This is a genomic window from Sporosarcina sp. ZBG7A, from assembly GCF_000813425.1.
Taxonomy (GTDB): Bacteria; Bacillota; Bacilli; order Bacillales_A; family Planococcaceae; genus Sporosarcina.
In genome coordinates this window covers 52453-65745 of record NZ_JWIB01000031.1, presented here as the reverse complement: position 1 = coordinate 65745, position 13293 = coordinate 52453, and the positions used below count along the sequence as shown (strand labels likewise).

At 40.4% G+C, this 13293-nt stretch carries 14 protein-coding genes; 8 read left to right on the top strand and 6 right to left on the bottom strand.

The features are described from left to right. Window positions 1–6 precede the first annotated feature (6 nt). Window positions 7–348 (bottom strand): CHY zinc finger protein, encoded by a 342-nt coding sequence (locus RL70_RS17595; protein WP_231567267.1) that lies wholly within the window; start codon window positions 346–348, stop codon window positions 7–9. 142 nt (window positions 349–490) lie between these two features. Between RL70_RS17595 and RL70_RS11400 the strand changes: the two genes are divergently transcribed. Further along, complete coding sequence (locus RL70_RS11400; RefSeq protein WP_039043522.1) at window positions 491–913, top strand: DUF948 domain-containing protein; 423 nt, start codon at window positions 491–493, stop codon at window positions 911–913. Window positions 914–926: 13 nt separating this feature from the next. Beyond that, complete coding sequence (locus RL70_RS11395; protein ID WP_082003398.1) at window positions 927–1478, top strand: DUF948 domain-containing protein; 552 nt, start codon at window positions 927–929, stop codon at window positions 1476–1478. Between the two features lie 124 nt (window positions 1479–1602). Here the strand turns inward: RL70_RS11395 and RL70_RS11390 are convergent, their stop codons facing one another. From RL70_RS11390 to RL70_RS11380, 3 genes are all read right to left on the bottom strand, one after another. Continuing rightward, window positions 1603–2049, bottom strand: coding sequence for a DUF948 domain-containing protein (locus tag RL70_RS11390; protein WP_039043521.1), 447 nt, complete (start codon window positions 2047–2049; stop codon window positions 1603–1605). Window positions 2050–2065: 16 nt separating this feature from the next. Next, the gene (locus RL70_RS17350; protein WP_052245927.1) at window positions 2066–2587 is read right to left on the bottom strand and encodes a DUF948 domain-containing protein; all 522 of its coding nucleotides are present in this window, start codon (window positions 2585–2587) and stop codon (window positions 2066–2068) included. Window positions 2588–2686: 99 nt separating this feature from the next. Beyond that, a complete protein-coding gene (locus RL70_RS11380; RefSeq protein ID WP_039043520.1) occupies window positions 2687–3031 on the bottom strand; it encodes a DUF3899 domain-containing protein in 345 nt (114 codons plus the stop codon). A 243-nt stretch (window positions 3032–3274) separates the two neighbouring features. Between RL70_RS11380 and RL70_RS11375 the strand changes: the two genes are divergently transcribed. The 5 genes from RL70_RS11375 to RL70_RS11355 all read left to right on the top strand — a co-directional run bounded on the left by RL70_RS11375 (window position 3275) and on the right by RL70_RS11355 (window position 9136). Then, on the top strand, window positions 3275–4999 hold the full coding sequence (locus RL70_RS11375) for a peptide ABC transporter substrate-binding protein (protein ID WP_039043519.1): 1725 nt from the start codon (window positions 3275–3277) through the stop codon (window positions 4997–4999). Between the two features lie 164 nt (window positions 5000–5163). Then, entirely contained in the window at window positions 5164–6096 is a 933-nt protein-coding gene (gene opp3b / locus RL70_RS11370; protein ID WP_039043518.1) for an oligopeptide ABC transporter permease, read from the top strand. Continuing rightward, window positions 6096–7115, top strand: a complete 1020-nt coding sequence (opp3C, locus tag RL70_RS11365) for an oligopeptide ABC transporter permease (RefSeq protein ID WP_039043517.1) — start codon at window positions 6096–6098, stop codon at window positions 7113–7115. Before opp3b ends, opp3C begins: the two co-directional genes overlap by 1 nt. Window positions 7116–7130: 15 nt before the next feature. Next, window positions 7131–8192: an ABC transporter ATP-binding protein gene (locus RL70_RS11360; protein WP_039043516.1), complete on the top strand. Its 1062-nt coding sequence runs from the start codon at window positions 7131–7133 to the stop codon at window positions 8190–8192. Continuing rightward, window positions 8192–9136, top strand: a complete 945-nt coding sequence (locus RL70_RS11355; protein ID WP_039043515.1) for an ABC transporter ATP-binding protein — start codon at window positions 8192–8194, stop codon at window positions 9134–9136. The genes RL70_RS11360 and RL70_RS11355 overlap by 1 nt, the downstream gene beginning before the upstream one ends. A 61-nt stretch (window positions 9137–9197) precedes the next feature. Here RL70_RS11355 and glnA (RL70_RS11350) read toward each other — a convergent pair whose 3' ends face one another. Further along, a complete protein-coding gene (gene glnA, locus RL70_RS11350; RefSeq protein ID WP_039043514.1) occupies window positions 9198–10532 on the bottom strand; it encodes a type I glutamate--ammonia ligase in 1335 nt (444 codons plus the stop codon). A 210-nt stretch (window positions 10533–10742) separates the two neighbouring features. Between glnA (RL70_RS11350) and cax the strand changes: the two genes are divergently transcribed. Further along, window positions 10743–11792 carry a calcium/proton exchanger gene (cax, locus tag RL70_RS11345; protein WP_039043513.1) on the top strand — a complete coding sequence of 350 codons (1050 nt, stop codon included), beginning with the start codon at window positions 10743–10745 and terminating at the stop codon, window positions 11790–11792. Window positions 11793–11906: 114 nt separating this feature from the next. Here the strand turns inward: cax and glnA (RL70_RS11340) are convergent, their stop codons facing one another. Then, complete coding sequence (gene glnA / locus RL70_RS11340; RefSeq protein WP_039043512.1) at window positions 11907–13241, bottom strand: type I glutamate--ammonia ligase; 1335 nt, start codon at window positions 13239–13241, stop codon at window positions 11907–11909. Between the last annotated feature and the right edge of the window lie 52 nt (window positions 13242–13293).

Below are 13293 nucleotides of genomic sequence, written 5' to 3'. Positions count from 1 at the left end.
CGTCTGTTAGGAGCCTTTTTCTGTTTCAAAGTACAAGTGTGCATGTAGGCTGCATCCTGGATTGAAGGTACGGTGACAGTTAGGACAGTTGGATTGGCAGTTTAAATATTGTGCAACAGTTAACTCGTGTCCGCAACCGCCACACAAAACGGCTTTTTGGTCAAAGGTATTTTTGGGCCATGGCTTTGGCTGATCACATCCACATTGTGCATGACATTCATAACAAGGGAAATACTGATTGCAGCAATAAAATTTAATGGCGATACGGTCGATTTCTTTATGATAATGCGCACATCTCGTTTCAGAATCGACTTGGATTCCAAGAACATTTTGTCCATGAATATACACTAAACTTTCAACTCCTTTCTCTTTATTGTAAGCTAAAATATGAATGTGGACAAAAAGCGTGAATTTAAGTGGATTCAAGACATTATGATGCATACTACAACACATTTTGTGGTATACACAAGTAGGAAGGAGGGATTGCTGAATGACATTTGTCCATATTGGCGTGTTTTTACTCGCCGTATCGTTCGCGATCTTCGCAATTTATTTATGTATTGTACTATCACGAATTTCTGGACTGCTGACGACTGTTGGGAGTACTGCGAACCGAATGGCAGACCAAGCCGATGTCTCCATTAAAGAATTAGAGCTGACAATTGTCGAGGCGAGAACTTCGGCAACTGATGTACAAATGAAATTAGATGCTTTAAACAGCGTTGCAGAAACTGCGAAAAACCTTGGAGATACTGCGTACACAGCTTCAGAAAGTGTACATGGGATGGTTAAGAGTTATGCTAAGCAACCGGATTTACCAGGTACTAAGCCTTTTGTTGGGCTTATCCAGGTAGCAGAGTTTGCTTCAAGCCTTTTCTCTACATGGAAGAAAGCTGAAAATGTAACGAAATGATGGAGGGATGAAGATGAGTTTAACCGGAATTGGAGTACTCCTAATAGGAGTCGCCTTTCTCATTCTTGCGATTTACATAGCGCGAGTGTTGAATGGTGTTGCAGGTACACTCGGCGGAGTGAACAAAACGCTCGAACAAATGCCAGACCAACTTGAAGGAATATTGGGTGAAACGGGACAGCTGATACGACATTCAAATGATACATTGTCTGATGTTAATGAGAAATTGGGCAACTTGACTCCGATGTTTGAAGTAGTTGGTGATGTTGGAAATACGACACGCAATTTAACTGCTTCACTTCATAACGTGACAGATGCTGGGAAACGTAAAGTAGACGGTTTGGACGAGAGCACTCGTAACAAATCGGTTGGTGGCCTCTATGGAACAGTAGCTCTAGGCTATTTTGCAGTACGTAAGAGCACAGCGATTAAAAAATCGTCAAGCTATCCACGACCAGGAACTTTACTCGGTGAAGGGGAGCAACGGGCAAATGACATTCAACGGATGAAAGCAGAAGCAGCGGTTGCTGCAAAATCCGGTAAGTATGTGAAAGAGGATTTATAAGAGTTTGGAGAAACGCTGGCAGTTGCCGGCGTTTTTGTTTGGAGAAATTTGATAAAGGTGAGCGTCCCAAACTGATATCAAAACAGACATAAAAAGCCGGTGCTCATTGGCACCGGCTTACAACTTATTTCTTAAGAAGTTCAGCTTCTGTCTTCATTTCTTTTTTGTTTTGTTGAAGATAGAACAGGAATGACAGGAAACCATATAACCCTTGATATTTTTTACGTCGAGTTAAGTTTGCTGCATCTCCGGTATTCTCTTTCAACGTGTTCGATTTACTTAACGCACTTTGTGTAAGAGTACGAGCGGCCTCTCCAGTATCTCCAACAATCTTGAAAAGAGGAGTGATTTCATTTACTTGCTGGTTCACGTTACCAATTGTTTCATTACTCGTATTCAAAACGATCTGTGCTTGTCCCGTTACGTCATCCATTACATTGGGCAACTTTTCAGTTGTCTGTTTCAAGTTCTCCATAACGTCTCCAAGGTTCTTGAGAGGTTTGATCAGAATCACGACTAAAACTGCAAAGGCGATTCCGATGACCAATACACCGATACCCATCCAATCCATCTACATCACCTCTAAGTTAGTTTTTCTGTTTCGGTTCAGGCAATCTCTTTTGGGGAGAGGGGAGTAAGTCCAGTCTCTCTTTTTTTCGTTTGTTCTGTTTGGTGGGATAAGAAGCGTTTGTTTGTTTTGATTTTTCCCTTTTAGCTCGGAAATAGATACTAGCGGCAATTCCTGTAATGGTATTCGCTTTCTGCATCAGGTCCTTGTACTTTGGATCAGGATTACTGATCTGTTCAGACAGTGATTGAAATGACTTATTCATATGTACCGTTGAATCGTCCAATTTTTCAGCTGTCTTTGAAACACTGTTCAATGATTGCATTTTACGTTCTACATCTTCTGTAATGCGGTTCGTATTCGCAAGTAGTTCGTTTGCTTGATCAGTAATCCCGTTTAACTTGCCTTGCATAGTTGTTAATGTTTCGGATACTTCATTCATCGTCGCTTTAGCGCTTTTTAAAGTAATGATAACGAATATTGCGATGAGAAGAAGTGATAGTGCGGCAATCGCTGCACTTACATACAAAAGAATTTCCATTCCACAACCCACTCCATTCTGACTGTCGTGTGCTACTTAACCCACATACCTAGTTGTACCACTATTCCATTGTGCATAAACACTCCAGGACATGCAAGTTCAACTATAGTAGAAAGCCATTGCGATGAACATCATAATAAAAATCGGGATTCCAGTTAGGAAAAACACCCTAGGGCTCTTGGAAAACACTTCTGAAGGTGAGCGCATGGACTCCAAGTCTTCTTTTGTATGCTTAAAAGAAATTACTTTCCTCATACTTCTATTGAAAAAATCAAATGATCCTGTCCGGAAGATGTAGATAATTCCTCCTACAAACAGCAATAGCCCTCCAACATAGAATGAGCTATTGATGTATGACAACAACGACATTCCTTCTTTTGAAAGAAAAGATAGAATGAAAATAACAAATTGACCGAATAAAAACAACAGAGTGATTTTTTTCAAATTTCTAACCTCTTTTTCTGAATCTTGTATGTAATCACTATGTATAATACAATACTATTACAACTTTTACAAAGAGAAAACATGTAAGAAACCGCTTACCGACACAATTTATGGACAATTCGCATTCGTCTATTGGTTGTGTCTAGTAAAATTTCTTTCAAAAACACTTTGACTTAAGAGAATTTAATTGTATAATGAAATAGTGTTAATTCTTCAGACAATTATAAAAAAGGGGGCTATAACTTGAAGAACACAAAATGGTTGTTACTAATGGCAATGACATTAGTACTAAGTATCTTCCTTGCTGCTTGTGGCGGTGCGGACGAAAAAGAAGAAGACGCTTCAAAAGATGGTAGTAAAGATGACAATGCAACTGAAACACCTAAAAAAGAAGACGGTGAGCCAGACGCTGAGCAAATTTTGAACTTAGCTGAATCTGCTGCAATCCCTTCTGTTGACTCTGCAATCGTTGAAGATGCAGTAGGATTCAACGTATTGAATAACGTAAACGAAGGTCTTTACCGTTTAGACCAAGAGAACAAGGCTATTCCAGCAATGGCTTCTGAAGAAGCAACTGAAAGTGAAGATGGACTTACTTATACGTTCAAACTTCGCGATGCAAAATGGTCTGATGGAACACCTGTAACTGCTGAAGATTTCGTATTTGCTTGGCAGCGTGCAATCGATCCTGCAACTGGATCACCTTATGGACCATTCATGATGTCTGGTACTGTTAAGAACGCTACTGCTATCAGTGAAGGTAAAATGGATAAGAAAGAACTTGGAATCGTTGCGAAAGATGAAAAGACTTTGGAAGTAACGCTTGAGCGTCCAGTTCCATATTTCCTTTCATTGATGTCATTCGGAACATTCTACCCACAAAAAGAAGAATTTGTTACATCTAAAGGCGATGCATACGCAACAAACTCTGATAACCTTCTTTATAACGGACCATTCACACTAACTGATTGGGACGGTACTGGCGGAAGCTGGTCTTATAAAAAGAACGATGAGTATTGGGATGCTGAAAACGTTAAACTTACACAAATCAACGTAAACGTTGTTCAAGATTCAGCAACTGCTGTTAAACTTTACAAAGATGGTAAGCTTGACCGTGCTGGAGTATCTGGCGACTTAGCAATGCAATATTCAACAGATCCAGAAGCTGTCCTTCAACCGGAAACTTCTGTATTCTACATGAAGTTCAACCAAAAGAAACTTAAAAAAGAAGAAACACCACTTGCTAACGTTAATATCCGTAAAGCAATCGCAAAATCATTCCAAAAAGAAGACCTTGCAGATGTCGTTTTAGCTAACGGTTCACTCCCTGCAAACTTCCTAGTACCAAAAGACTTTGCTTTTGACGAAAGCCAAAAAGATTTCCGCGATATCAGTGGTGATCACTTGACTTACAACGTTGAAGAAGCTAAAGAATTCTGGGAAAAAGGATTGAAAGAGCTTGGAGTAGATTCACTTGAACTTGAAATCCTAGGTGGAGATACTGATCTTTCTAAGAAAATGGACGAGTACTTCAAGTCACAGCTCGAAACAAATCTAGAAGGTTTGACTATCAAACTTAAAGAAGTTCCATTTGCAGTACGTCTTGAGTTGGATGATACGCAAGATTATGATATCCAAATTTCTGGTTGGGGACCTGACTTCCAAGACCCTATCTCATTCCTTGACTTGTTCGTTACAGATGGTACAAACAACTTAATGTCTTACTCTAACAAAGAATACGACAAGTTGATTGCTGATTCTAAAGCAGAACTTGCATTGAAGCCACAAGAACGTTATGAAGCATTTGCAAAAGCTGAGAAAATTCTTTTAGAAGATGATGCAGCGATTGCTCCGATTTATCAGCGTGGATTGATTTTCCTTGAAAAACCACACTTTAAAGGTTTAGTAAGTCACCCATTCGGTGCTGACTATAGCTACAAGTGGGCATATATTTCAGGTAAAGAGTAAACGTTAGGTAGCTGAATAACGGGGAGTATATGGTGATTGTTCGCCATATGCTCTCTTTTTAATAATATCAAGTATTGCGAATTTTTTGTAAGTGCTTTCATTCTGAAAACTAACCGTCAATTGGTTTCACATAGAGTAGTGGTACATAGATCTGGAGGTGCACCATGGTTAAATATATTGGAAAACGAATAATTTATATGTTCATCACAATGTTTCTCATTGCGACTGCTACATTTTTCTTAATGCAAACGTTACCGGGATCACCCATTGCGTCATACAGCAAATTGAATGACACGCAAAAAGCTATTGTTGAGAAAAAATATGGAATTGATAAACCCAAACCTGTTCAGTATGCAATCTATATGAAGAACTTGGCTAAAGGTGACTTAGGAACATCATTTGCGTTCAAAGGAAAAAGCGTAAATGATCTACTGGCTTCACGTATGAAACCATCCTTTATACTCGGAGCCCAAGCAATGGTTTTCGGAACGATAGTTGGGATATTGCTCGGTATGATTGCAGCACTGAAACAAAATACCTTCTGGGATTATGGAAGTACCTTTTTTGCGATATTAGGAATTTCGATTCCTTCATTCGTATTTGCAACTCTTCTTCAGTATTACGTTGCTTCACAGTGGCACCTTCTACCTGTCGGACTATGGAATGATGGCTGGAAATCTAGTGTCCTTCCATCTCTCGCATTAGCCATGGGACCTCTAGCATTATCTGCACGTTTCATCCGTACAGAAATGATTGAAGTTATGGGATCAGATTACATTACGCTTGCAAAAGCCAAAGGGGCAAATGGTTTTGAAATTGCATTTAAACATGCATTCCGAAATGCATTGATTCCTTTGATAACTGTTTTAGGTCCGGTAGCAGCAGGTTTAGTAACAGGTTCACTTGTCGTTGAGCAAATATTTGCAATCCCTGGAATCGGTGAGCAGTTTGTTTCTTCTATTATGGTGAACGACTTTGCAACAATTATGGGCACGACATTATTCTTCTCAGCATTCCTAATTGTTGTCATCTTTATTGTGGATATTTTATATGGTGTCATTGACCCTCGTATCCGCGTGGCTGGAGGGAAAGCATAATGAAAAAAGATATCGAACAGCTGCCACAAGAACAATTTGAACGGATCCATATTGATAGCTCAAAAGCTGAACGTATTGAGAAACCAAGTTTAAGTTTCTGGCAAGATGCTTGGTTGCGCCTTCGTAAAAACAAAGCAGCTATCATTAGTATGGTTGTACTTGTTTTGGTAGTAATCATGGCATTAATAGGACCACATTTGAACGGTCATGACGGCACTACTCAAAATTTAAGACACGCAAACCTTCCTCCTAAAATGCAGGGGATTGAAAACCTCGGAATTATGGATGGGGTCGGGAACTTAAGTGGTGAAAAAGTAGATTTGTATGCTATGAAAAAGGTTGATGAGTATTATTGGTTCGGAACAGACGGTTTAGGTCGTGACTTATTTACACGCCTTTGGGAAGGAACTCAAATTTCACTGCTAATTGCATTCGTTGCTGCAATGATTGACTTGGTTATTGGTGTAATTTACGGAGGAATTTCTGGTTACTTCGGCGGTAGAACAGATGACGTCATGCAACGAATTGTTGAGATTTTAATCGGTATTCCAACATTGATTGTTGTTATTCTCATGCTTATGATCATGGAACCAGGTCTCATGGCGATCATTATCGCTATTTCCATTACCGGATGGATTGGAATGTCACGTATTGTACGTGCTCAAATCCTGAAATTTAAAAACCAAGAATTTGTTTTAGCTGCTAGAACTTTAGGATCGAATGATTCTAAGATCATTTCAAAGCATTTGTTGCCCAACGTGTTGGGGATTATTGTCATTAATACGATGTTTACAATTCCAAGTGCAATATTCTTTGAAGCGTTCCTTAGTTTCATTGGACTTGGTTTACAACCGCCTTCTGCTTCACTAGGTACACTCATTAATGATGGCTTTAAAGTTATGGAATTCCAACCTTATGTATTATTGTTCCCATCCCTTGTCATTAGTATTTTAATGATTGCCTTTAACCTAATTGGTGATGGTTTACGTGATGCGCTCGATCCGAAAATGAAAGACTGATAGGAGGAAAGCAAAATGAGTAAAATATTACAAGTTAAGGATTTAGAGCTTTCCTTCCATACGTTTGCTGGTGAAGTGAAAGCGATCCGTGGTGTGAATTTTGACTTAAACAAAGGGGAGACACTCGCTATTGTAGGGGAGTCGGGTTCTGGTAAATCTGTAACAACGAAATCCATCATGCGGTTGTTGCCTGAGTCAAGCTCAGAATTCAAAAATGGTGAAATTATATTTGATGGAAAAGATTTGACAAAATTATCTGAGCGAGAAATGCAAAAAATCCGTGGTAAAGATATTTCGATGATTTTCCAAGATCCAATGACTTCATTGAATCCGACGATGACTATCGGTAAACAAATTATGGAACCAATTTTAAAGCACCAAAAAGTTAGCAAAGACAAAGCGCGTAAAGTTGCGATTGAATTGCTGAACATGGTTGGGATTCCTAACGCGGAAAACCGTTATAAGATGTATCCTCACCAATTTTCAGGTGGACAACGTCAACGTATCGTTATTGCAACTGCGCTTGCATGTAATCCTCAGATTTTGATTGCGGATGAGCCAACAACTGCATTGGACGTAACGATCCAAGCTCAAATTTTGGAACTGATGAAAGATATCCAAAAGAAAATTGATACGTCAATCATCTTCATTACACACGATTTGGGTGTTGTTGCAAACGTTGCAGACCGCGTAGCTGTTATGTACGGCGGAATGATTGTTGAAATCGGTACAGTTGATGAAATCTTCTATAATCCTCAACATCCTTATACATGGGGGCTACTAAGTTCAATGCCTTCTATGGATCTAAATGAAGAAAAGCTGTATGCAATTCCAGGGACACCACCTGATTTGTTGAACCCTCCTAAAGGGGACGCATTTGCTCTTCGTAGTGAGTATGCACTGAAAATTGATATGGAGCAGCCACCGCCATTTTTCCAAGTGAGTGATACGCACTATGCTGCAACTTGGTTGTTGCATCCACAAGCTCCGCAAGTTGAGCCGCCTGCAGGAATCATTGAGCGTATGCGTACTTTTCCGGGTAGCAGATACTATGAAGCAACAGGAGGGCGTGCGTAATGTCTGATTTATTACTCGAGGTAAAGAATTTAAAACAATATTTCAATGAAGGTAAGGCTTCTGAAGTCCGTGCAATTGACGACATCAGCTTCTCTATCAACCGTGGTGAAACGTTTGGTCTTGTTGGAGAATCCGGTTGTGGTAAATCTACGACGGGGCGCACGATTATCCGACTTTATGATGCAACTGATGGAGAAGTACTCTTTAACGGAGTGAACGTTCAAGATAAGAAAACAAAAGCTGCTAATAAGGATTTCAACCGTAAGATGCAGATGATCTTCCAGGATCCGTATGCTTCACTGAATCCACGGATGAAGGTAATGGACATTATCGCTGAAGGTATCGATGTTCACGGTCTTGCTAACTCTAAAAAAGAGCGGAGAGAAAAAGTAATTTCTTTGCTCGAAACAGTTGGGCTTAACAGAGAACACGCAGAACGTTATCCTCACGAGTTCTCAGGTGGACAACGTCAGCGTATCGGGATTGCACGAGCACTTGCAGTGGATCCCGAATTCATCATCGCGGATGAGCCGATTTCCGCTTTGGACGTATCCATCCAAGCTCAGGTCGTCAACTTACTTAAAGATTTACAAGAAGAACGCGGACTGACGTATTTGTTCATCGCACACGATTTGTCGATGGTAAAATACATTTCTGACCGTATTGGTGTTATGTACTACGGAAAACTTGTTGAGATGGCATCTGCGGATGAGTTGTATCGTAACCCGATGCACGCATATACGAAGTCATTGCTTTCAGCAATCCCTCTTCCAGATCCAATCTATGAGCGTTCACGTGTACGAACTCCTTACAATCCCAAAGATCATAACTATGGTTCTGATGAGCATGTAGAGTTCCGAGAAATCGCACCTGAACACTTCGTCCTTTGTTCCGATAAGGAATCCGAAGAAATGAAAAAAAACCACGTTCCAAAAGAATCATAATATTAAAAGCCGGACACTCTAGAAAATTAGAGTGTCCGGCTTTTTTATAGTTTAGAAAGGATTAATAAATCTTCATATAACGCTCGAGTTCCCATGGATGAACAGTGATTCGGTAGCTATCCCATTCACGCTGTTTGGCCTCTTTGAAATTCGCATAAATGTGACTACCTAGCGCTTCTTGAATGACTGTATCCTCACCCAGCGCTAAAAGTGCATGATCTAGATCCGTCGGAAGTGTTGCGATACCTTCTTTTTGTCGTTCTGAAGCATTCATTTCATAAATATTACGATCACATGGTTTACCAGGATCGAGGTCACGTCGAATACCATCTAGTCCTGATTTAAGAATTGCTGCTAATGCTAAATAAGGATTTGCAACGGAATCGACGGAACGCACTTCGATTCGTGTACTCAGGCCACGCGATGCTGGAATTCGGATAAGTGGGCTCCTGTTCTGAGCTGACCATGCGATGTAGCAAGGTGCTTCATAGCCAGGGACCAGACGTTTGTATGAGTTAACTGTTGGATTTGTAATTGCTGTAAATCCTTCAACATGGGCAAGTACCCCCGCCATGAACTGATACGCTGTCTTACTCAACTTTCTCTCGCCGCTTTCATCGAAAAATGCGTTTACACCATTATTGAATAGAGAAATGTTGCAGTGCATGCCTGAACCATTGACACCGAAGATTGGTTTTGGCATGAATGTTGCGTGTAGCCCGTGTTTACGAGCGATTGTTTTCACAACAAGTTTGAATGTCTGGATATTGTCACAAGCTGTTAACGCATCTGCATACTTAAAATCGATTTCGTGCTGACCAGGAGCAGCCTCGTGGTGAGACGCTTCCACTTCAAATCCGAGTGCTTCCAACTCAAGGACAATATCGCGTCTGCAATTTTCGCCGAGATCTAGGGGAGCGAAGTCGAAATAATCTCCATGGTCGTTCAATTCCATAGTTGGTTCACCATTACTGTCTAATTTAAATAAGAAGAATTCAGGTTCTGGTCCTAAGTTAAAGTCAGAGAACCCCATCTCTTCCATTTCGGTTAGAATTCGTTTTAAGTTCCCTCTAGGGTCCCCGGGGAACGGTTCGCCGTTTGCTAGGGAAACATCACAAATGAGACGGGCTACTTTTCCAGTTCCAGATGGCCAAGGGAACACCATCCACGTATTTAAATCTGGAATTAGGTACATATCGGATTCTTCAATCCTCACAAATCCTTCGATTGATGAACCGTCAAACATCATTTTGTTATCGAGTGCTTTTTCAAGCTGGCTGATGGGAATTTCAACGTTCTTAATCATTCCGAGAATATCTGTGAATTGTAGACGAACAAAATTCACATTATCTTCTACCACATATTTTCGAATGTCGTCTTTTGTTGTATTCTTCATCAGGCCACTTCCTTTTTTAAGTTTTGTCATTATCATAGTTACATAATAATTTTTTATAATACGCAACATTGCATCCATTTACAAGAATTTTTTTCAAGTAAATTGAAATTTTTTAGTTGTTCGCTAAGTGTGGGGTTTGTCGTTTTAACCATAGGGGAATTAAATGATAGGTTGAAATACTGAAATTTTTAATGGCAGGAGGATATTGTAATGAATCGTATTTTTTCAATCGTAGTTTTTGTAGGAGTTCCCATTGTCGCACTAGGGGCATTTTTAAATTGGTCAGACCTCACAATGTTTGCATTGAGCTGTATTACAATTATCGGACTATCCGGTTTCATCGGCCGAGCTACAGAAAGTCTTGCTATAGTAAGTGGACCTCGAATTGGAGGACTATTGAATGCGACATTCGGTAATGCGGTTGAACTGATTATTTCCATTTTCACGTTGAAAGCCGGTCTTATCGGAATTGTTTTAGCATCTCTGACGGGGTCTGTTCTTGGGAACTTACTTCTCGTACTTGGGCTTTCATTTTTTGCAGGAGGTTTGAAGTACAAAAAGCAAAATTTCAGCCTACAGGATTCTCGTTATAACTCCGGGTTACTAATTTTTGCTGTTGTTGTTGCGTTCGTCATCCCTGAAGTCTTTTCGATGACCATGAATCCTACAACGACGTTTCAACTAAGTATCGGAGTCTCTGTGATCTTGATTGCTATCTACTTATCTGGTCTATTTTTCAAATTAGTTACTCATCGAGGTGTATTCGCTTCAGGGGATGAAGTTGTTGAAGAAGAAATTCCAGAGTGGAGTAAAGGGAAGTCCATAATGGTTTTGTTGTTAAGTACAGTAGCAGTTGCATTCGTTTCAGAGCGACTGGTTCATACGTTTGAGACTCTTGGAGAGCAATTTGGATGGACGGAATTATTTATTGGGGTCATTATAGTAGCAATTGTCGGAAATGCTGCTGAGCACGTGTCTGCGATTACAATGGCTATGAAAAATCGTATGAACGTGTCTGTAGAAATCGCAGTCGGTTCCACCTTGCAAGTGGCAATGTTTGTCGCACCTGCACTTGTTCTTATTTCCATGTTGATGCCAGAACAAATGCCGCTTGTCTTTACAATTCCAGAATTGGTTTCAATGGTGACCGCCGCGCTTCTTGTCATCAGTTTATCCAATGATGGGGAATCGAATTGGTTTGAGGGTCTCATTCTATTCGCAGCATACATTATTATGGGAATTGGATTCTTTTTATTGTAACGTCTTATGAAGAATGTATTCCAGTCAATTTTGATGATTATAAAACCCGCACACTTCAATGGAAATCGAGTGTGCGGGTTTCTATATATCTGTTTTCAAGCAAGATTTTAATCTTTAATACATTCTTCGGTACTGCTCAATTTCCCATGGATGGACGGTAATGCGATAACTATCCCATTCTTTCTGTTTCACTTCTCTGAAGTTCGTATAGATGTGGTTACCTAACGCTTCTTGCATCACAAGGTCTTTGTCTAGTGCGATCAGAGCATGATCCAAATCTGTTGGTAATGTTTCGATTCCTAATTCGTCGAGCTCATGTGCACTCATTTCATAAATGTTGTAGTCACAAGGATCGCCTGGTGTGAGGTTCTGTTCGATACCGCTTAGTCCTGCTTTTAAAATTGCTGCTAATGCCAAGTATGGATTCGCAACTGAATCGACTGATCGCACTTCGATTCGTGTACTCAGTCCACGGGAAGCGGGAATTCGGATTGCTGGACTTCTGTTTTGCGCGGACCATGCTACGTAGCATGGAGCTTCGAAACCGGGGACTAGTCTTTTGTAAGAGTTGACGGTCGGATTGGTGATCGATGTAAAGCCTTTGACGTGCTTAAGAACGCCCGCCATGAACTGATATGCAGTCTCGCTTAGTTTCCGTTCTCCCTTTTCATCGTAAAATGTATTTTCTCCGTCTTTGAATAGGGAAATATTGCAATGCATACCAGAACCATTGACCCCGAAAATAGGCTTTGGCATGAAGGTTGCGTGGAAACCGTGTTCCCGTGCAATTGTTTTCACTACGAGTTTAAACGTTTGGATATTGTCACAAGCTTTTAAGGCGTCTGCATATTTAAAATCGATTTCGTGTTGACCAGGTGCTGACTCGTGGTGAGAAGCCTCCACTTCGAAACCAAGCTCTTCCAGTTGCAAGACGATGTCCCGTCTACAATTTTCACCGAGATCGAGAGGCGCAAAGTCGAAATAGTCACCTTGGTCATTCAAGTGCATCGTTGGTTCGCCATGACGATCTAGCTTAAATAAGAAAAATTCAGGTTCAGGTCCTAAGTTAAAGTCGGTGAATCCCATGTCTTCCATCTCTTTAAGAATGCGTTTTAAATTCCCACGTGGATCACCAGGGAATGGTGTTCCGTCAGCTTGCGCTACATCACAAACGAGTCGAGCCACTTTTCCGGTACCAGATGGCCAAGGAAACACCATCCATGTATCTAAATCAGGTATCAAATACATATCCGATTCTTCAATTCTTGTGAACCCTTCGATAGAAGAACCGTCAAACATCATTTTGTTATCGAGTGCTTTATCGAGCTGGGTTACAGGTATTTCTACGCTCTTGATCATTCCGAGAATGTCAGTAATTTGGAGTCGGATGAAATTCACATTCTCGTCTTTGGCGTATTTTCGAATGTCATCTTTTGTCGTCTTACTCATCAAGGCACGTCCTTTTTCAATAGTTTTTATTATCACACTTGAATAATAACTT